The sequence below is a fragment of the Klebsiella sp. P1CD1 genome (genome assembly GCF_003790505.1).
In the GTDB taxonomy this organism is placed as follows: Bacteria; Pseudomonadota; Gammaproteobacteria; order Enterobacterales; family Enterobacteriaceae; genus Klebsiella; species Klebsiella variicola.
The window spans coordinates 3,445,051-3,464,028 of the sequence record NZ_CP033631.1 but is presented as its reverse complement, the minus strand read 5'-3'; the positions used below and the strand labels follow the sequence as shown (position 1 = coordinate 3,464,028).

At 63.6% G+C, this 18,978-nt stretch carries 17 protein-coding genes; 7 read left to right on the top strand and 10 right to left on the bottom strand.

Features of this window, described 5'->3' with window-relative positions:
- Positions 1-3 precede the first annotated feature (3 nt).
- The gene (locus DTA24_RS28640) at positions 4-1,950 is read left to right on the top strand and encodes a DNA topoisomerase III (RefSeq protein WP_123836978.1); all 1,947 of its coding nucleotides are present in this window, start codon (positions 4-6) and stop codon (positions 1,948-1,950) included.
- Between the two features lie 171 nt (positions 1,951-2,121).
- Positions 2,122-3,102, top strand: coding sequence for an NAD(P)H-quinone oxidoreductase (locus tag DTA24_RS17235; RefSeq protein WP_123836977.1), 981 nt, complete (start codon positions 2,122-2,124; stop codon positions 3,100-3,102).
- 43 nt (positions 3,103-3,145) lie between these two features.
- Here DTA24_RS17235 and gdhA read toward each other — a convergent pair whose 3' ends face one another.
- Complete coding sequence (gene gdhA / locus DTA24_RS17230; protein WP_008807617.1) at positions 3,146-4,489, bottom strand: NADP-specific glutamate dehydrogenase; 1,344 nt, start codon at positions 4,487-4,489, stop codon at positions 3,146-3,148.
- A gap of 182 nt (positions 4,490-4,671) precedes the next feature.
- Positions 4,672-5,082, bottom strand: a complete 411-nt coding sequence (locus tag DTA24_RS17225; RefSeq protein WP_038422809.1) for a pyrimidine (deoxy)nucleoside triphosphate diphosphatase — start codon at positions 5,080-5,082, stop codon at positions 4,672-4,674.
- 86 nt (positions 5,083-5,168) lie between these two features.
- Here DTA24_RS17225 and DTA24_RS17220 point away from each other — a divergent pair, with 86 nt between their 5' ends.
- Entirely contained in the window at positions 5,169-5,783 is a 615-nt protein-coding gene (locus DTA24_RS17220; RefSeq protein ID WP_032735328.1) for a CDP-alcohol phosphatidyltransferase family protein, read from the top strand.
- A 51-nt stretch (positions 5,784-5,834) separates the two neighbouring features.
- Here the strand turns inward: DTA24_RS17220 and DTA24_RS17215 are convergent, their stop codons facing one another.
- The 8 genes from DTA24_RS17215 to xthA form a co-directional block, all read right to left on the bottom strand.
- The gene (locus DTA24_RS17215) at positions 5,835-7,142 is read right to left on the bottom strand and encodes a sulfurtransferase (RefSeq protein WP_032735330.1); all 1,308 of its coding nucleotides are present in this window, start codon (positions 7,140-7,142) and stop codon (positions 5,835-5,837) included.
- A 93-nt stretch (positions 7,143-7,235) separates the two neighbouring features.
- The gene (locus tag DTA24_RS17210; RefSeq protein WP_023297432.1) at positions 7,236-7,868 is read right to left on the bottom strand and encodes an ATP-binding cassette domain-containing protein; all 633 of its coding nucleotides are present in this window, start codon (positions 7,866-7,868) and stop codon (positions 7,236-7,238) included.
- Positions 7,868-9,403 (bottom strand): ABC transporter permease subunit, encoded by a 1,536-nt coding sequence (locus DTA24_RS17205; RefSeq protein WP_123836976.1) that lies wholly within the window; start codon positions 9,401-9,403, stop codon positions 7,868-7,870. Before DTA24_RS17205 ends, DTA24_RS17210 begins: the two co-directional genes overlap by 1 nt.
- The gene (locus tag DTA24_RS17200) at positions 9,376-10,554 is read right to left on the bottom strand and encodes an ABC transporter substrate-binding protein (RefSeq protein ID WP_123836975.1); all 1,179 of its coding nucleotides are present in this window, start codon (positions 10,552-10,554) and stop codon (positions 9,376-9,378) included. Before DTA24_RS17200 ends, DTA24_RS17205 begins: the two co-directional genes overlap by 28 nt.
- 2 nt (positions 10,555-10,556) lie before the next feature.
- On the bottom strand, positions 10,557-11,117 hold the full coding sequence (locus DTA24_RS17195; protein ID WP_012542084.1) for a carboxymuconolactone decarboxylase family protein: 561 nt from the start codon (positions 11,115-11,117) through the stop codon (positions 10,557-10,559).
- Positions 11,114-11,824, bottom strand: a complete 711-nt coding sequence (locus DTA24_RS17190; protein ID WP_055323424.1) for a TVP38/TMEM64 family protein — start codon at positions 11,822-11,824, stop codon at positions 11,114-11,116. The genes DTA24_RS17195 and DTA24_RS17190 overlap by 4 nt, the downstream gene beginning before the upstream one ends.
- Positions 11,811-12,467 carry a TVP38/TMEM64 family protein gene (locus DTA24_RS17185; protein ID WP_016160754.1) on the bottom strand — a complete coding sequence of 219 codons (657 nt, stop codon included), beginning with the start codon at positions 12,465-12,467 and terminating at the stop codon, positions 11,811-11,813. Before DTA24_RS17185 ends, DTA24_RS17190 begins: the two co-directional genes overlap by 14 nt.
- 213 nt (positions 12,468-12,680) lie before the next feature.
- Positions 12,681-13,487 carry an exodeoxyribonuclease III gene (gene xthA / locus DTA24_RS17180; protein WP_012968464.1) on the bottom strand — a complete coding sequence of 269 codons (807 nt, stop codon included), beginning with the start codon at positions 13,485-13,487 and terminating at the stop codon, positions 12,681-12,683.
- Positions 13,488-13,925: 438 nt separating this feature from the next.
- Here xthA and DTA24_RS17175 point away from each other — a divergent pair, with 438 nt between their 5' ends.
- The 4 genes from DTA24_RS17175 to astB are packed head-to-tail and all read left to right on the top strand — an operon-like array spanning position 13,926 to position 18,974.
- Positions 13,926-15,146: an aspartate aminotransferase family protein gene (locus DTA24_RS17175; RefSeq protein WP_064170177.1), complete on the top strand. Its 1,221-nt coding sequence runs from the start codon at positions 13,926-13,928 to the stop codon at positions 15,144-15,146.
- A complete protein-coding gene (astA, locus tag DTA24_RS17170; protein WP_002901491.1) occupies positions 15,143-16,177 on the top strand; it encodes an arginine N-succinyltransferase in 1,035 nt (344 codons plus the stop codon). The genes DTA24_RS17175 and astA overlap by 4 nt, the downstream gene beginning before the upstream one ends.
- The gene (gene astD / locus DTA24_RS17165) at positions 16,174-17,652 is read left to right on the top strand and encodes a succinylglutamate-semialdehyde dehydrogenase (protein WP_110196101.1); all 1,479 of its coding nucleotides are present in this window, start codon (positions 16,174-16,176) and stop codon (positions 17,650-17,652) included. Before astA ends, astD begins: the two co-directional genes overlap by 4 nt.
- The gene (gene astB, locus DTA24_RS17160) at positions 17,649-18,974 is read left to right on the top strand and encodes an N-succinylarginine dihydrolase (protein ID WP_110196100.1); all 1,326 of its coding nucleotides are present in this window, start codon (positions 17,649-17,651) and stop codon (positions 18,972-18,974) included. The genes astD and astB overlap by 4 nt, the downstream gene beginning before the upstream one ends.
- Positions 18,975-18,978 lie beyond the last annotated feature (4 nt).

Below are 18,978 nucleotides of genomic sequence, written 5' to 3'. Positions count from 1 at the left end.
TCGATGCGGTTGTTTATTGCGGAAAAACCGAGTCTCGGTCGGGCTATCGCCGATGTGTTGCCTAAACCGCACCGCAAAGGCGATGGCTATATTGAGTGCGGCAACGGGCAGGTGGTCACCTGGTGTATCGGCCATCTGCTGGAGCAGGCGCAGCCGGACGTCTATGACAGCCGCTATGCCCGCTGGAATCTCACCGACCTGCCGATTGTGCCGGAGAAATGGCAGCTACAACCCAAACCCTCGGTCACCAAACAGCTCAATGTGATCAAGCGTCTGCTTGGCGAGGCGCAGGAAGTGATCCATGCCGGCGACCCCGACCGTGAGGGGCAGCTGCTGGTGGACGAAGTACTCGATTACCTGCAGCTGGCGCCGGAGAAGCGTCAGCAGGTGCAGCGCTGTCTGATTAACGATCTCAACCCGCAGGCGGTGGAGCGGGCGATCAATCGCCTGCGCGCCAACAGCGAGTTCGTGCCGCTCTGCGTGTCGGCGCTGGCGCGGGCGCGTGCCGACTGGCTGTACGGCATCAATATGACCCGCGCCTATACTTTGCTGGGGCGCAACGCCGGCTATCAGGGGGTACTGTCCGTGGGGCGGGTGCAGACCCCGGTACTTGGCCTGGTGGTTCGCCGTGATGAAGAGATTGAAAACTTCGTCGCCAAAGACTTCTTCGACGTGAAGGCGCATATCGTCACGCCGCAGGAGGAACGTTTTGTCGCCACCTGGGTGCCAAGCGAAGCCTGCGAACCTTATCAGGATGAAGAAGGGCGTCTGCTGCATCGTCCACTGGCTGAGCACGTGGTTAAGCGCATCGAAGGCCAGCCGGCGCTGGTGACCGGCTATAACGATAAGCGCGATTCCGAACCCGCGCCGCTGCCGTTCTCGCTGTCGGCGCTACAGATTGAGGCGGCCAAACGTTTCGGCTTCAGCGCGCAAAACGTGCTGGATATCTGCCAGAAGCTGTACGAAACCCACAAGCTCATTACCTACCCGCGTTCGGATAGCCGCTACCTGCCTGAAGAGCACTTCGCCGGCCGTCATGCGGTGCTGAATGCGATTGCCGTCCATGCGGCGGACCTGCTGCCGCAGCCGGTGATGGATCCGGAGATCCGCAACCGCTGCTGGGATGATAAAAAGGTCGATGCGCACCATGCGATTATCCCGACCGCCCGCAGCAGCCAGGTCAAGCTCACCGATAACGAAGCGAAGGTCTACCACCTGATCGCCCGGCAGTATCTGATGCAGTTCTGCCCGGACGCGGTGTTCCGCAAATGCCAGATTGACCTCGAGATCGCCAACGGCAAGTTTGTCGCCAAGGCGCGTTTTCTGGCAGAGGCTGGCTGGCGGACGCTGCTGGGCAGCAAAGAGCGCGATGAAGAGAACGACGGCACGCCGCTGCCGGTGGTGGCCAAAGACGATGAACTGCTGTGCGAGAAGGGCGAAGTGGTGGAGCGTCAGACGCAGCCGCCGCGCCACTTTACCGACGCCACGCTGCTGTCGGCGATGACCGGGATTGCCCGTTTCGTGCAGGATAAAGATCTGAAGAAGATCCTACGCGCCACCGACGGTCTCGGCACAGAAGCGACCCGCGCCGGGATTATCGAGCTGCTGTTCAAGCGCGGTTTCCTGACCAAAAAGGGGCGTTATATCCACTCCTCGGACGCTGGCCGGGCGCTGATTCACTCCCTGCCGGAGATGGCCGCGCGTCCGGATATGACCGCCCACTGGGAATCGGTCCTGACGCAGATCAGCGAAAAGCAGTGCCGCTATCAGGACTTTATGCAGCCGCTGGTGGGGACGCTGTTCCAGCTGATCGATCAGGCGCGGAGCACGCCGGTGCGTCAGTTCCGCGGCCTGGCCGCGCCAGCCGGGGCGAAAAAACCGTTCACTAAAGGTAAAGGCAAGTCGAAAGGGAAAAAAGCGGCAGACGATGCTGCGCCGCCGCCGCAGTAACCCGCCGGTGGTCGCGAGGATGCGAATCCCCGCGGCCACCGCTTCTCCGCCAGCCAGGTCAATGGTCTACACTAAACAGCCGGGCAGGGCTTGACGACTTCCCCCCCTGAATGCGTCTTCGCGCTTGCCGATAATGTTGCTCATTTCTCTCACCGGCGATAAGGAGGACCCGTGAAATATATCGCTATTAGCCAACCGGGCGGCCCGGAGGTATTGCAGATCCGCGAAGGAGAAATCCCTGCTATTGGGGAGAATGAGGTGCTCATTGAGGTGAAGGCCGCCGGCGTCAACCGGCCGGATATCCTGCAGCGCCAGGGGCTGTACCCTATGCCCAAGGACGTCACCCCCGTACCTGGCCTGGAGGTGGCAGGCGTTGTGGTTGAGGTCGGCGCGCAGGTCACAGCGTTTGCGCCCGGCGATCGCGTTTGTGCGCTCACCAACGGCGGCGGCTATGCCGAATACTGCGCCGTGCCGGCAGGCCAGACGCTGCCGATCCCGGCGGGCCTCAGCTTTAGCGAAGCGGCCGCCATTCCGGAAACGTTCTTCACCGTCTGGGCGAATGTCTTCCAGCTGGGTAAGCTGCAGCCTGGCGAAAGCATCCTGATCCACGGCGGCGCCAGCGGGATTGGCACCACCGCGGTCCTGCTGTGCCACGCGCTGGGGATGACCGTCTATGCCACCGTTGGCCAGGACGAAAAAATCGCTGCCCTACGTCCCTATGCTACGGCGATTAACTACAAAACCGATGATTTTGCGGAAAAAATCGGCCAGCTGACCCACGATGAAGGCGTGGATGTCGTTCTGGATATCGTTGGCGGCCCTTACTTTAACCGCAACCTTGGACTACTGAAAAAGGATGGGCGGCTGGTGATCATCGGCTTTATGGGCGGACGAATCGCTCATGAGGTTGATATTCAGACCCTGATGCTCAAGCGAGCCACCGTCACCGGCTCAACCATGCGCGGCCGGACGGCGGCGGAGAAACAGGAGATTGCCGAGGCGCTGCGGCGCCACGTCTGGCCGCTGCTTGAGGCAGGGAAATGCAAGCCGATGATCTACGCCAGCTACCCGATGGCGGAGGTTGCCGAGGCGCATGCTTGTCTGGACAGTGGTCAGCATCTGGGAAAAGTGGTGATCACGATGACGTCGTGAGACGCATCCCGGCGGGCAGCCGCCGGGATGGCGTCAGGGGAGGTTAAATCACGCCCTGGGCCAGCATGGCATCCGCGACCTTCACGAAACCGGCGATATTCGCGCCGCGCACGTAGTTGGTCTGCTTTGCTTCGCCGCCGTACTGCACGCAAGCGTGGTGGATATCCAGCATGATGTGATGCAAACGGGCATCCACTTTTTCCGCTTTCCAGCCCATGCGCGCGGCGTTCTGCGCCATCTCCAGACCGGAAGTCGCCACGCCGCCGGCGTTGGCCGCTTTGCCCGGGGCAAACAGCACGTCAGCTTCCAGGAACAGGTCGGTTGCGGCGATGGTGGTCGGCATGTTGGCGCCTTCCGCCACGGCCTTCACGCCATTGGCAATCAGCTGGCGGGCGGCATCGACGTCCAGTTCGTTCTGGGTCGCGCAAGGCAGGGCGATATCCACCGGCACTGACCACGGCTGCTGGCCTTCAAGATAGGTGAGGCCAAATTCGCGGGCGTAGTCGGCCACGCGGCCATGGGCACGCTCTTTAATGTCGATCAGGCGGGCCAGTTTTTCTTTGGTGAAGCCCGCTTCGTCAACGACGGTGCCGTTGGAGTCAGAGGCGGTGACCACCCGCGCGCCAAGCTCCATCGCTTTCTCAATGGCGTATTGCGCGACGTTGCCGGAGCCGGAAACCGCCACGCGAGCGCCTTCGAAGCCGAGGCCGTGACGTTTGAGCATCGCTTCGGTGAAGTAGATCAGACCGTAACCGGTGGCTTCCGGACGGATCAGGCTGCCGCCAAAGGAGAGGCCTTTACCAGTAAAGACGCAGGCGCTGTTGTTGGAGAGCTTGCGCATCATCCCGGCCATAAAGCCGACTTCGCGGCCGCCGACGCCGATATCGCCCGCCGGTACGTCGGTATCCGGGCCAAGGTGGCGATAGAGCTCGGTCATCAGCGCCTGGCAGAAGCGCATCACTTCGCCATCGCTCTTGCCTTTAGGATCGAAATCGCTGCCGCCTTTCCCGCCGCCCATCGGCAGGGTGGTCAGGGCGTTTTTGAAGGTCTGCTCGAAGCCAAGGAATTTGAGAATCGACAGGTTAACCGACGGGTGGAAACGCATCCCGCCTTTATACGGGCCGATGGCCGAGTTGAACTGCACGCGCCACGCGCGGTTGACCTGGACCTGATTGCGGTCATCCACCCACACCACGCGGAACTGGATCACGCGCTCCGGTTCCACCAGACGTTCCAGCAAAGCAAGCTGACGATAGCGCGGATTTTCCTCAAGGAAAGGCCACAGGGTGGTCATCACCTCCCGGACGGCTTGAGCAAATTCGGTTTGATGAGGATCGCGCTGTTGAACGCGGGTGAGAAAGCCTTCCAGAGTGCACGTCTGATCCATAGATATAAGTTCCCCTTATGGTTGTGGTTGCATGTATTTATTATGATTCGGTCCTTGAAAAAACCGATTTTCCGACTATAACACCGCTAATCCTTAGGCAAGCAAGGAAAAATTAAGCCGACAACAAAATTTATAATTGTCCGCCCGTCATAACTAAAAACGATGATGAGGCGGCGGGCGGATCAGCGGCCGGAAAGGGTCGGGCGCTGGGCGATAAAGGCATGCAGCAGAGGAATATCGGCCGGGGCGAGATCGAGGGTTAAGGCGTCAGCGGGCAGGCACCAGCGCAGCTGAGTGTGATAGTGGGCCAGCGGTATGCCCTGAAAGTGCGGCACCCACCAGGCGTGCAGATGGATCTGGCGGCCGGAGACTTCCCGCTGATGGCTGGCGATATAGCATGCCGGGTGGGCGATGATGCCCATCTCCTCCTGTAGCTCGCGGGCCAGCGCCTGCGGCTGGCTTTCACCAGGCTCCACTTTGCCGCCAGCGAACTCCCACATCCCCGGCTGGTCGGCGTGGGGCGGACGCTGCGCCAGCAGAATCTTGCCATCCTGTTCAATAATGGCTGCGACAACATCAATCATTTTTAGCATAAGCATCAAGGTGAATAAGACGAATCTGGCCTATTATCACCGCCATAGACCTTGACTGACAACCGCCAACCCTGCTGGAGACCTCCGTGCTTGATAGCCACCTGCATCCGCGCCTCAAACCCCTGCTTAATGCTGTCGCCGGCGCGCTTGACCGCCCGGGTATTTCACCGGACGGGCTGACGCTCCTCGGTTTTGCCATCGGCGTGCTGGCTCTGCCCTTTCTGGCGCTGGGGTGGTATAGCGCGGCGCTGGTCGCTATTCTCTTCAACCGCCTGCTGGATGGTCTGGACGGCGCTCTGGCGCGGCGGCGCGGGCTCACGGACGCGGGGGGCTTTCTCGATATCGCACTGGATTTTCTCTTCTACGCCCTGGTGCCGTTCGGCTTTATTCTGGCAGATCCGCTGAACAATGCCCTGGCGGGGGCCTGGCTGCTGTTTGCCTTTATCGGCACCGGCAGCAGCTTTCTCGCTTTTGCCGCACTGGCGGCCAGGCATCAGATCGCCAATCCCGGCTACGCCCATAAATCGCTGTACTATCTTGGGGGCCTGACGGAGGGGACGGAGACCATCCTGTTGTTTGTCCTCGGCTGCCTGTTTCCGGCGCATTTCGCCTGGCTGGCGTGGCTGTTTGGCGCGCTGTGCTGGCTGACGACGGCGACGCGCATCTGCAGTGGCTACCAGACCTTAAAGCGGGTGGTGTGAGCGGGAAAGCGCGCGTCGCCGGCTGGGGGCGACGCGCTGAGGCGGGGCGAGTTACTGACTGCTTTCCGGGCCACGCTCTCCGCGGGCAACCGGATTGTGCGGGTTGCTGCTCCATTCGTACCAGCCGCCGTCGTACACCGCGACGTGCGGCCAGCCCATGGCGCGGGCATACATGAAGGTTTCCGAGGCCCGCCAGCCGGTCCCGCAATAGAACGCCACCTGCTGGCTCGGCAGAATGTTCCACTGGCGCCACAGGGTAGCGATATCGTCAGCGCTGCGCATGGTGCCGTCCGGGTTATGGAAATCCTCCATGTGCGTGGAGTCGCTCCCGGCGTGGCCCCAGCGGGCGCCGGCGATGTCGCCCTTCGACTTGATATAGCTGTAGCCGCTGGTGGTGCCGATAAACTCCGGCCACGAGCGGACGCTGACCAGCGAGGCGTCCTGACGATGCAGCAGCCCGCGGGCTTGTTCGGTATCCAGCATCAGCTGCGGCTGGCTGGGGATCGGCGCGCCGAAGTCCTGCGCCGGCTGCTGCGCCGGCGGCATGCCGCGCTCGACCGGCAGCCCGGCGTCGGACCAGGTCTGCCAGCCGCCGTCAAGCAGGCGCACGTCTTTGACCCCGGCGTACAGCATGATCTGCGCCACCCGCGCTGCGGCGTAGACGTCGCGACCGTAGAGGATCACCGTGGTGTCATGCCGGATGCCGTGCTTCGCCAGCATCGCTTTCAGCTGTGCGTCGGACACTTTATTCCACAGCGGTTCGCTTTCCACCTCATTGGTATCGATATAGCCCGCGCCAGGGATATGGCTCAGCAGATAGAGTTTCGGCGCTCCCCATGCGGCTTCGAACACTTTCCAGTCGCCGGTCGGGGCGGCGGCTACGCGTTTTCCCTGCTGCAGGTCGTGCAGCCACTGGGGGTAGACCAGCTGTTCAAAGTGCGTCAGCTTTTGCAGGCGGTCGGTCTGGCTCAGCGCATCGCTCAGGGTGCTGAGCCGGGTGAAGCCCGCTTGTTTCAGCCGCGCCGCGACGCTGGCATTATCTTCCGGGTTGCCGTACAGCGCGACGGGGGTATCCGGCTGGATCTGGTGCTGCTTAGCCCAGGCGCGGAGCTGATCGTCGCTCATGGCGCCGAGCCAGCGGGCGGAAAGATTCAGGGCCTGCGGCTCATGACCTTCGGGGCCGTTGGCGCGCTGCGGCCAGCCGTTGTAATAAGCGCTCAGGCGGGTGTCAATGGCCACGCCGTGCTGCTGTTGCAGGTGGGAGAGAGTGAGCGCTGGCATGGTTTCAGCGGCGCAGGTGGTGGAAGCAGCAAGCCCCATAAGCAGGGCGAGTGCGGTCAATTGAGAAACACGTTTCATCGAAATGCCCGACGGTAAAAAGTGGAGGGCGTATTCTCCGCTCGCCAGGCGCCGATTTCTTTGCGGTAACGCAGGTTTGCACGCTATTGCTCTTCATTGCCAGGTCTCCATCGCCAGGCAGCGTCCCGCCGGCGGACCGTCCTCGCGATCGTGGGTCACCAGGATCGCCGGAATGGCCTGGCGGGCCAGTTCCTCAAAAACCCAGCGGCGGAACGCGGCGCGCAGGGTGGCATCCAGACGGCTGAAGGGTTCATCGAGCAGCAGCGCCTCGGGGCGCGCCAGCAGGGCGCGCAGCAGGCTCACCCGCGCCCGCTGCCCGCCGGAGAGCGTGGCCGGGTCGCGTGGGGCGAAGCCATGCAGCCCGGCGCGGCTGAGCGCTTGCTCCACTGCGGCTTTTCGCGCCTCGCCGCGCACACTCTCCGGCAGCGCCAGCTGTAAATTTTGCCCGACGCTGAAATGGTCGAACAGTAACGGGTCCTGAAACAGGATGCCGATGCGTCGATGCTCCGTCGGCAGCGTATCGCAGCGACGTCCATTGAGCCACAGCTCGCCCTCGGCGCGGAAGTCGCCGGCCAGGGCGCCAATCATCCAGGCAAACAGCGTCGATTTTCCGCTACCGGAGGGGCCCATCAGCGTCAGCACTTCTCCAGGCGCCACCGAAAAGGCGACCTCCCGCAGCAGCGGCTGACGTTTCACGCTCAGGGTCAGATGGTTTACGGTTAGCACTAGCGAAGTCCTCGTCGATAGCGGCCCGCCAGCCAGGCGAGAAGGGCCGTCAGGGTAAAGCATACCGCCGGCAGCAGTAATTGCCACAGCGCCTGGGCGGCGAGCGTCTGCACCTCGCCGCCGCTGCTGAGCGCCACCGCCTGACTGGTGAGCGTCGGGATACGGCCTGCCCCCAGCCATAGCGTCGGCAGATACTGCGCGATGCTCACGGAAAAGCCCACCGCCAGCGCGGTCAGCAGCGGGCGGGTCAGCGAGGGCAGGGTCAGCAGCCAGAAAATACGCGTGGGCCCCCAGCCGAGCGTGCGGGCGATAATCGCCATCCGCGGGTCGCGCTGGCGCCAGGCCGGGCGCAAAATAAACAGCATCCATGGCACCACCCACAGCAGATGGCCCCACAGAACGGTCCACCATTCGCCGTCTAGCCAGGCGTACAGCGCCAGCCGGTACTGGCCAGCGGCCAGCGGCAGGGCCGGGAGGACCAGCGGCAGCCAGACCCAGCCATCTCCCCGCGTCGGGCCGCAGGCCAGCCACAGCAGGCAGACAGCCGCGCCGAGGGCGCAGGCCGCCAGCGCCAGGCCAAGGCTGTTGCCGAGGGCATCCATCTGCGGTGGCGCTGAGCGCGCCAGCCCCGCCAGCAATAGCGCGCCCAGCAGACCGCTCAGCGGCAGCAGCGCCGCCAGCAGGCGGCCGGGCAGGGCATGAGGATGAGGGTGACGAATACCGCGCAGATTGGGCTGGTACTGGCGCTGTATCCGCCACCCTCCCCAGGCCACCAGCGCCAGCCCGCCGAGGATCGTCATCAGTAACAGGCTGGCCAGCGCCCCTTTGGCCTGCTGCAGGTCATCGCCCTGGCTTAACCACTGCCACGCCAGCCCGGCGAGAGTGGGCGGATTGCCGGGCCCCAGCACCAGGGCGACATCGACCGCCGACAGACTCCAGGCGGTGGCGGCCAGCAGCACCATGCCGAGGGCGGGCAGCAGGGCGGGCAGCACCAGCCAGCGCAGGCACTGCCAGCGGCCGTAGCCGAGGCTCTTCAGCGCGGTCGCCTGGTCGGCGAGGCGTTTCTCCCCCAGCAGGCCATAGATCACCCACAGCATAAAGGCGCTCTCTTTCAGGGCCATCGTCAGGCCAAGCCCGATGCCATACCGGTCGACCGGCGGCGTCAGAAGCGGCAGCCACTGCCAGATCCAACCCCCTTCGGCGAACAGCAGCAGCGCCGCCGTCGCCAGGGCAAGATGGGGTACCGCCAGCAGCAGCGGCAGACGGGAAGCCAGTCGCCGCCAGCGGAGCGAGGGCCAGAGGGCAGCGACGACGGTCAGGGCGATCAGCAGCGCGCCGCCGACGGACAGCAGCGTCGAGACGAGCGTGGCGGCCAGCGCCTGGCCCAGCTGCGGGTCGGCGAACAGCGCCCGCCAGTGGGCCGGGGAGCGCGCAGCGCCCACCAGTTCCCCGGCGGCGGGGAGCAACGGCAGATAGATCGCCGCCATCGTCCCCCAGGCCAGCAGGATCAGTGGGTACCGTAGCGGCGCAGCCATTCCTGCTCCAGCGCGTCAACCCATGCCGCGTGCGGCTCGGCAAGCACCGGCGGTAGATCCTGCGGCACGGTAGCCGCCAGCGCCTGGCGCTGGCCTTCAGGCAGACGCTGCGGGTCCAGTACGCTCGGATCGCCCCAGACGGCGGCATCGGCCTTGCGCAGCTGCGCTTCAGGCGAGAGCAGGAAATTGGCCACCACTTTGGCGCCAGCGACGGCGCGGGCGTTAGCCGGGATGGTAACGAAATGGACGTTACCGAGGGTCCCCGCGGTGAAGCCGAAGCTGTAGCTGTCCGTCGGTAATTCGCCGCTGGCGGCTTTCTGCCGGGCGTGCAGCGGGTTAAACGTGAGTGATAAGCGGAGGGTGCCATTGTTGAGCATGGTATCCATCCGTGCCGGCGACGCCGGGAAATCCTTGCCCGCCCGCCACAGGGCCGGGTGCAGCGCATCGAGATAGCGCCACAGCGGGGCCGTGACCGCCGCGAAGGTCGCCGTCTGCGGCGGCTGGCGCAGGGCGGCCGGCTGGTCGGTGAGGGCGATCAGCAGTTGCTCCAGCAGGGCGGTGCCGGTGAAGTCCGGCGGCCGCGGGTAGGTCACGCTGCCGGGATGGGCCCTGGCGAAGGCCAGCAGCGCCTGCGGGCTGGTGGGTGGCTGCGGCGTTTGCCCGCGGCGGGCGATAAACGTCAGCTGGGCGCTGCCCCACGGCGACTCCGTACCGTCGGTGGCGACAGAAAAGTCCTCCCGAACCGGCTTTTGCAGATCGACAAAGCGCCAGTTGGGCAGTGATTCGGCCCAGCCGGTGAGCAGCAGGTTGGCCTGCTTAAGCGTGCGAAAGTTTTCGCCGTTGATCCACAGCAGATCCACCGACCCGCCCCGGCGACGGCCGGCCTGCGCCTCGCTCTGGATGCGTTTCACTGCGTCGGCGGCGTCGGCGATGGGGACAATATGCAGGTCGATCGCGTAGTGGCGTTTGACCTCCTCGCTGACCCACGCCAGATAGCGGTTGACGGCCGGGTCCCCGCCCCAGGCGTTAAACCAGACGGTCTGCCCGCGGGCTTCCGTTTGGATCTGCCGCCAGCTGTCGTTGGCATTAACCGCCAGCGGCCAGAGCAGCAGCAGGCACAGACAGAGGCTGAAATCACGCAAACGGCGCATCGTTACTCCTTATTCTGCGGGGAAGAGGTGGGCATCTGACAGAACCCCTGGGCCGGGATCGCCATCGCGGCATTGAACCGCGCTGATAAATTTTGCAGGCCGATCAGGGCGGTCAGCTCGGTGAGCGCCCTGGCGTCAAAATGCGCGGCCATCGCGCTGCGCAGGGCATCATCCACCTCCGGCGGCGTCTGGGTGGCGGCTTCGGCATAGGCCAGCGCCAGACGCTCTTTTTCGCTGAACAGCGTACTGCTGCGCCAGTCGGCGACCGCCAGCAGCTTGTCCTGGCTGCCGCTCCGCGCCGCGAGGGTCATGCTGGTGATATCGATACAGAATTCACAGTGGCACAGTTGGGCGATGCGGGCGCTGACCAGCGACCGCAGCACCGGATCCAGCGGCGAGCGGCGGCGTTCAATGTAGCCCACGAACAGCGAAACCAGGTAAAACAGCCATGGGATCCGTCCCCACCAGCGAATGGGGCTCAGCACCTGGCCGTAATGCCGGCGGTGCAGCCAGGCCTGCGGACGAAGGATCAGGGGGACAGAATCCAGCGGGGGTAAGCTCATGGCGACGATCTCTTATGACGTTCACGGTAAATATTTTTGGCGATAGAGATGACCACCGCCAGGGTAAAAAGCAGCGAAAGCCCGGTGGCCAGCCAGAAGGTGCCCCCGGTGAGCAGACTCCCGGCCCAGGAATAGACGATAGTCGCCGGCAGCTGGCCCACGCCGGTGGCCAGCATAAAGGGCCAGAAGCGCAGCGAGGTTAGTCCGGCGGCATAGCTGACCGGGTCAAACGGCACAAACGGCAGCAGGCGGCAGACCAGGATCGTCTGCGGGCCAAAGCGAGTGAAATAGCCGTCGACGCTGCGCAGCACCGCGCGGCCGGTGAGTTTTTCCACCACTTCGCGCCCCAGCGCTCTGGCGATGCAGAAGCAGAGCCCGGCCCCGACCATGGCGCTGAACCACGACAGCGCACCGCCCCAGAAGGCGCCGAACAGGGCGGCGTTCGCCAGGGTAATCAGGAAAGCCGGCAGCGGAGCGACGATCGCCTGGAGGATCATCAGCGCAAATGAGACCAGCGCGGCCTGCGGCCCCCAGGCGGCGATAAACCCTCTGACCTGCTGCGGATCCAGGGAGGCTAACGCCGTCAGACTCTGCTGCAGAAAGGCACGCCCGCCGGGGAACCACCACCAGGCGGCCAGCCCGGCGACGGCCACCACGGCAAGGGCCAGCCGGGCGCGGCGCAGGTGACGGCGATCAGGTTGGGTCATGGCGTACCTCCTCGCCGGGCGTTGCCATACGGCGGGCGCGGGCAAACCGTTTGCCCATCTGCACCAGGGCAAACAGCAGCCCGCCGGCGAGGCTCAGTTTGAGCGCGAAGGCGAGAGTTACGCCCTCGCGGGCCAGCTCGCTGGCCATTACCGAATAGATGACCAGGCCCGGCAGGGTGGTCACGGCGGAGATCAGGGTAAAGAGCCAGAAAGGGATCGCCGTCAGGCCGTAGGCGTAATTCTGAATGTTGTAGGGAAAGAGCGGCACCAGGCGGGTGAGGATCAGGAAATCGCAGCCGCTGCGGGCGATACCGCGCTCAATCGCCTGAAAGGCGGCGGTATGGCCCACATAGCGCTGCAGCAGGTCACGCCCAAGCCAGCGGGCGATTAAAAACGACAGCGCGGAGGCGAGGGTGGCGGCGGCAAACGAGAGCAGGGAGCCTGTCAGCGGGCCGAAGAGCATCCCGCCGGCGATCACCAGCAGGCTGCCGGGGATCAGACACAGGGTGGCAATGATAAACAGCGCGACATAGACCAGATATCCCCAGGCGCCCTGATGGCGCAGGGTGTCCTGAAGCAGATGAAGGTGAGTCAGCAGATCGTGGAGACCGACGCGATGGCTGATAACGGCCAGCGTGGCCACCAGCGCGAGAAGTCCCAGCCCTTTACCAATGGCCGGATGACGGCTTCTTTTGCATGAGGGGTGCTCCTGTACAGTCTGGACGCAGTGGACATCAAAAAGTGCGCGCGACAGTATCCTGTTCCGACGACCGTCACAATGGTTTACCGTCGCTTTGTTGATTTTGCTCAGGAAATTCTGCCCCCCGCACCGCGGGAGGCGAGAGAAGGGCGTAAATTATGGCCGGAAGGTGGCCCACACCGGCGCGTGGTCGGACGGTTTTTCCATTCCGCGGATCTCATAATCGATTCCGGTCTCCACGCAGCGCTGGGCCAGAGGCTGGCTGGCCAGCAGCAGGTCGATGCGCAGCCCGCGGTTATCGTCGAAGCCTTTGGAGCGGTAATCGAACCACGAGAAGTGCTCCTGATTGTCCGGATTAGCCTGACGCCAGGTATCCACCAGGCCCCAGCCCAGCAGGCGATCCATCCACTCCCGCTCTTCCGGCAGGAAGGAACATTTGCCGGTACGCAGCCAGCGTTTGCGGTTCTCTTCACCAATACCGATATCGAGATCGGTGGGACTGATGTTCATATCGCCCATGATCAGCACCGGATTCTCTTTGTTGAGTTCGGTCTCCAGATAGTTCTGCAGATTCTGATAGAACGCCGCTTTGGCCGGGAATTTGGTTTCATGATCGCGGCTTTCACCCTGTGGGAAATAACCGTTAATCACCGTGACGTTGCCGAAAGGCGACGGGATCTCCGCCATGATGATGCGGCGCTGAGCCTCTTCGCCATCGTCCGGGAAACCGCGGCGGACGGCAATCGGCGTGTCTTTGGTCAGCAGCGCGACGCCATAATGGCCTTTTTGTCCATGATAAAAGACGTTATAGCCGAGTTTGGCGACCTCTTCGAGAGGGAACATATCGTCGTGAACTTTGGTTTCCTGCAGGCCAATCACGTCCGGCTGGTGTTTTTCGACGATGGCGGCCAGTTGGTGTGGGCGGGCGCGCAGGCCGTTGATATTAAAAGAGACGAATTTCATAGTCGCTGCCACTGTGCAAGGTGAATAGTGCAGGGATGGTAGCAGAAATTCGCCTGGCTGGCTGCCACCGGATGCGTCATTCTGCCAATCGCTGCGCATGAGCGTGCCGTGGTTGCCCCTTTTACGGGCATGCCGCGCCAAAAAAGGGCAAATATCTACGATAAATTTCGCAGAGGATCACAATTACAGAATTATATCTTACCGTTGCATAACTTATCTTCTTTAATCACTGTTTATCCCCCTTTATCGGATACTTATTCACTAAATATGCATTTTATGTGAATAGCGTTCGGCTGTAACTCCTTGATTTTGCGTTATCTCAACCGGTTTATGCATTTTTATCGCTGGCTGGCACGAACCGTGCAATCTACATTTACAGCGTAATAACTCATATTTATTAACATTATTGCTACTTTTAATTTACCGGAAGAGGTCGATATGTCTCAGTCAATTACGCGTAACCACTTTGATGAATGGATGATGCCGGTCTACGCGCCAGCGGCGTTTATTCCGGTGCGGGGCGCCGGGTCGCGGCTGTGGGATCAGCAGGGCAAAGAGTATATCGATTTTGCCGGCGGCATCGCCGTGAACGCGCTGGGGCACGCCCATCCGCGTCTGGTGCAAGCTCTGACCGACCAGGCCGGCAAATTCTGGCATACCGGCAACGGCTACACCAATGAGCCGATCCTGCGTCTGGCCAAAATGCTTATCGATGCCACCTTCGCCGACCGGGTCTTCTTCTGTAACTCCGGCGCTGAGGCCAATGAGGCGGCGCTCAAGCTGGCGCGTAAATATGCCCACGATCGCTTTGGCAGTGAGAAAAGCGGCATCGTCGCTTTCCAGAACGCCTTCCACGGGCGGACGCTGTTCACCGTTTCGGCGGGCGGTCAGCCGGCCTACTCCCGGGATTTTGCCCCGCTGCCGCCGCAGATCCAGCATGCGGTGTTTAACGATCTCGAGTCGGCAAAGGCCTTAATCAATGACCAAACCTGCGCGGTGATCGTCGAGCCGGTGCAGGGCGAAGGGGGCGTGGTGCCGGCCAGCGGCGAGTTTTTACGCGGCCTGCGCCAGCTTTGCGACCAGCACAACGCTCTGCTGATTTTCGATGAAGTGCAGACCGGGGTCGGGCGCACCGGCGAGCTGTATGCCTATATGCACTACGGCGTGACGCCCGATGTGCTGACCACCGCCAAAGCGCTGGGCGGCGGTTTCCCTATCGGCGCGCTGCTGGCGACAGAGGCCTGCGCCAGCGTGATGACCGTCGGTACCCACGGCACCACCTACGGCGGCAACCCGCTGGCCGGGGCGGTGGCCGGCGAGCTGCTGTCGATCGTCAACACCCCGGAAGTCCTCTCCGGTGTCAGACAGCGCCACCAGTGGTTTTGCGAGCGTCTGCAGGCGATCAACGCCCGCTATGGTCTGTTCAAGGAGATCCGCGGCCTGGGACTGCTGCTCGGCTGCGTACTGAACGACGCCTGGGCCGGGAAGGCGAAAACGCTCAGCAACCTGGCGGCGGAAGAGGGGGTGATGATCCTGATCGCCGGCGCTAATGTGGTGCGTTTTGCGCCGGCGCTGAACGTCAGTGAAGAAGAGGTGAATAGCGGGCTGGATCGCGTCGAGCGGGCCTGCGCGCGTTTCGTGGCAGGAGTTTCATCATGATGGTTATTCGACCGGTGGAGCCGGGCGATTTGCCCGGGCTGCTGAAGCTGGCAGCGGAGACCGGCGGCGGGCTGACCTCGCTGCCGGTGGATGAAGCGACCCTCGCGGCGCGGATCGCCCGCTCGCAGCAGACCTGGCGCGGCGAGCTACCGAAAAGCGAGCAGGGCTATGTCTTTGTGCTGGAGGAGAGCGAAAGCGGCGCGGTGGTGGGCATCTGCGCGATCGAGGTGGCGGTGGGGCTCAACGATCCCTGGTATAACTACCGGGTCGGCACCCAGGTCCATGCCTCGAAGGAGCTCAACGTCTATCAGGCGTTGCCGACGCTGTTTCTCAGCAACGACCATACCGGCAGCAGTGAGCTGTGTACCCTGTTCCTCGACCCGCAGTGGCGCAAAGAGGGCAATGGCTATCTGCTGTCGAAATCGCGCTTCTTATTTATGGCCGCCTTTCGCGAGCGCTTCAATGAGAAGGTGGTCGCCGAGATGCGCGGGGTGATTGACGAGCAGGGCTACTCGCCGTTCTGGGAGAGCCTGGGCAAACGCTTTTTCGCCATGGAGTTTTCCCGCGCCGACTACCTGTGCGGCACCGGACAGAAGGCTTTCATTGCCGCCCTGATGCCCAAGCATCCGCTGTATATCGATTTCCTTTCCCCTGAGGCGCAGGCGGTGATCGGCAAGGTTCATCCGCAGACCGCCCCGGCCCGGACGGTGCTGGAGAAAGAGGGGTTCCGCTACCTGAACTACATCGATATTTTCGACGGCGGCCCGACTCTGGAGTGCGACATCGACAGGGTGCGGGCGATCCGCAAAAGCCGTCTGGTGACCACCGAGGCCGGTGAAACCCCACCCGGTGACTGGCCGCTGTGCCTGGTGGCGAATGAACAGTATCACCAGTTCCGCGCTCTGCTGGTGCATGCCGACCCGGATGGCGACACCCTGACCCTCAGCGCCCGCGAACTGGATATGCTGAAGTGTCATGCCGGCGACCAGGTGCGCATGGTGCGCCTGATCCCTGAGGAGAAAACCGCATGAGTCTGTGGATTAATGGCGAGTGGCGGCCCGGTCGTGGGCCAGGTTTCAGTAAACAGGATCCGGTTAACCTGAAGGTTGTGTGGCAGGGCGAAGCGGCGGATGCCGGGCAGGTTGCTGAGGCGGTGGCGGCTGCCCGCCAGGCGTTCCCGGCCTGGGCGCGGCTGCCGTTTGCCGCCCGTCAGGCGATCGTTGAAAAGTTTGCCGCCCTGCTGGAGGCCAGTAAGGCTGAGCTGACGGCGATGATCGGCGCCGAGACCGGAAAGCCGCGCTGGGAGGCGGCCGGGGAAGTGACGGCGATGATCAACAAGGTGGCGATCTCGGTGAAGGCCTACCACGTCCGCACCGGCGAACAGCACAGCGATCTGCCCGACGGCGCCGCCACGCTGCGTCACCGGCCGCACGGCGTGCTGGCGGTGTTTGGCCCCTATAACTTTCCCGGCCATCTGCCGAACGGGCACATCGTGCCGGCGCTGCTGGCGGGCAATACTGTGGTCTTTAAACCCAGCGAACTCACCCCGTGCAGCGGCGAAGCGGTGGTGAAACTATGGCAGCAGGCCGGCCTGCCCGCCGGGGTGCTCAACCTGGTGCAGGGCGGTCGGGAAACCGGCGAGGCGCTCAGCGGTCAGGCGGATATCGACGGGCTGCTGTTTACCGGCAGCTCAACCACCGGTTTTCATCTGCATCGCCAGCTGGCCGGGCAGCCGCAGAAGATCCTCGCGCTGGAGATGGGCGGCAATAACCCGCTGATCGTCGACGATCCGCGGGACGTGGATGCCGCGGTGCATCTGACCATCCAGTCCGCCTTTATTACCGCCGGCCAGCGCTGCACCTGCGCCCGCCGTCTGCTGGTCCGGCGCGGCGAGGCGGGCGATGCCTTCCTCTCCCGGCTGGTGACGGTGTGCCAGCGGCTGATCCCGGCGGCGTGGGACGCCGAGCCGCAGCCGTTTCTCGGCGGGCTTATCTCTGAACCGGCCGCGCAGAAAGTGCATCAGGCATGGCTGCAGCGGGTCGCCGCTGGCGCGGTCACGCTGCTGGAGCCACGTTTATTGCAGGCCGGAACGTCGCTGCTAACGCCGGGGATTGTCGACATGAGCGACGTGGCCAATGTTGAAGATGAAGAGGTGTTTGGCCCGCTGCTTGGCGTCTGGCGCTACGACACGTTCGAGGAGGCGATTGCCTTAGCCAACGCCACCCGCTTCGGCCTCTCCTGTGGGTTAATCTCTCCGGAACGGGAGAAGTTTGATCGACTGCTGCTCGAGGCGCGGGCAGGGATAGTCAACTGGAACAAACCGCTGACCGGGGCGGCGAGTACCGCGCCGTTCGGCGGCTCCGGGGCGTCCGGTAACCATCGTCCGGGGGCCTGGTATGCCGCCGATTATTGCGCCTGGCCGATGGCCAGCCTTGAATCGCCGACCCTGACGCTGCCCGCCAGCCTGAACCCGGGGCTCGACTTTCTGGTCGGGGAGGCGTCATGACCGCCCGCGAAGTCAACTTTGACGGTCTGCCCGGGCTGACCCATCACTACGCCGGGCTCTCCTTTGGCAATGAGGCTTCCACCCGGCACCGCCACCGGGTGTCGAACCCGCAGCTGGCGGCAAAGCAAGGGCTGAAAAAAATGAAAGCCCTCGCCGACGCCGGCTACCCGCAGGCAGTGATCCCGCCGCACGAGCGACCGAACGTGCCGCTCCTGCGCCAGCTGGGCTTTAGCGGCAGCGATGAGCAGGTGGTGGCCCGGGCGGCGCAGCAGGATCCGGATCTGCTGTCGGCGGTAAGTTCGGCCTCGGCGATGTGGGTGGCGAACGCGGCGACGGTCTGTCCCTCCGCCGATTCGCTGGATGGCCTGGTGCACCTGACCGTGGCGAATCTGCAGGATAAATTCCACCGCGCCAGCGAAGCACCGACCACAGAGGCGCTGCTGCAGGCGATATTCCCCGACCGCACGCGATTTGCCATCCATCCGTCGCTGCCCGCCTCGGCCTGGTTTGGCGACGAAGGGGCGGCGAACCATAACCGTCTCGGCGGCGAGTATGGCGCCCCCGGCGTCCAGCTCTTTGTCTATGGCCGCCGCCGGGGGAGCGAGGAGGCCCCGCGTCGCTATCCGGCGCGGCAAACCCTTGAGGCCAGCCAGGCGGTAGCGCGCCTCAATCAGGTCAATCCCCGTCAGCTGATCTTCGCCCGCCAGCATCCGACGGCGATCGACACGGGGGTTTTTCATAACGATGTTATCGCGGTGAGCAACCGTCAGGTCCTGTTCTGCCATGAGCAGGCCTTTGCCGACCAGACCGCGCTTCTCCAGCAGCTGGCGCAGCGGGTGCCGGGTTTTACGCCGCTGGTGGTCCCCGCCAGTCGGGTCACGGTGGCAGAGGCGGTTGCCACCTATCTGTTCAACAGCCAGCTGCTGAGCAGGGCGGATGGCAGCATGGCGCTGATCCTGCCCCACGAAGCGCAGGAGCATGCCGGCGTCTGGGAATACCTCAATGAGCTGCTGGCCGGGGACAACCCCATCGCCGCGCTACAGGTGTTCGATCTGCGCGAGAGTATGGCCAACGGCGGCGGTCCGGCGTGCCTGCGCCTGCGGGTGGTGTTGACGGCCGAGGAGTATCAGGCGGTCAATCCGCACGTCCTGATGAACGATACGCTGTTTGCCACCCTCAATGACTGGGTGGATCGCTACTATCGCGATCGCCTCACCCTGGCCGACCTCGCCGACCCGCAACTGCTGCGGGAAGGGCGTGACGCGCTGGATCGGTTGACCCAGATCCTGCAGCTCGGTTCGGTTTATCCATTTCAGCAATAAGGGG

Excerpts from the sequence above, each read along its gene's own strand:
- DTA24_RS17225 (WP_038422809.1), bottom strand. The coding sequence starts at position 5,082 with ATGCTAAAAATGATTGATGTTGTCGCAGCCATTATTGAACAGGATGGC.
- astB (WP_110196100.1), top strand. The coding sequence starts at position 17,649 with ATGACCGCCCGCGAAGTCAACTTTGACGGTCTGCCCGGGCTGACCCAT.
- DTA24_RS17190 (WP_055323424.1), bottom strand. The coding sequence starts at position 11,824 with ATGACCCAACCTGATCGCCGTCACCTGCGCCGCGCCCGGCTGGCCCTT.
- DTA24_RS28640 (WP_123836978.1), top strand. The coding sequence starts at position 4 with ATGCGGTTGTTTATTGCGGAAAAACCGAGTCTCGGTCGGGCTATCGCC.
- DTA24_RS17200 (WP_123836975.1), bottom strand. The coding sequence starts at position 10,554 with ATGCGCCGTTTGCGTGATTTCAGCCTCTGTCTGTGCCTGCTGCTGCTC.
- xthA (WP_012968464.1), bottom strand. The coding sequence starts at position 13,487 with ATGAAATTCGTCTCTTTTAATATCAACGGCCTGCGCGCCCGCCCACAC.
- DTA24_RS17175 (WP_064170177.1), top strand. The coding sequence starts at position 13,926 with ATGTCTCAGTCAATTACGCGTAACCACTTTGATGAATGGATGATGCCG.
- astA (WP_002901491.1), top strand. The coding sequence starts at position 15,143 with ATGATGGTTATTCGACCGGTGGAGCCGGGCGATTTGCCCGGGCTGCTG.
- astD (WP_110196101.1), top strand. The coding sequence starts at position 16,174 with ATGAGTCTGTGGATTAATGGCGAGTGGCGGCCCGGTCGTGGGCCAGGT.
- DTA24_RS17195 (WP_012542084.1), bottom strand. The coding sequence starts at position 11,117 with ATGAGCTTACCCCCGCTGGATTCTGTCCCCCTGATCCTTCGTCCGCAG.
- DTA24_RS17215 (WP_032735330.1), bottom strand. The coding sequence starts at position 7,142 with ATGAAACGTGTTTCTCAATTGACCGCACTCGCCCTGCTTATGGGGCTT.
- gdhA (WP_008807617.1), bottom strand. The coding sequence starts at position 4,489 with ATGGATCAGACGTGCACTCTGGAAGGCTTTCTCACCCGCGTTCAACAG.
- DTA24_RS17205 (WP_123836976.1), bottom strand. The coding sequence starts at position 9,403 with ATGGCTGCGCCGCTACGGTACCCACTGATCCTGCTGGCCTGGGGGACG.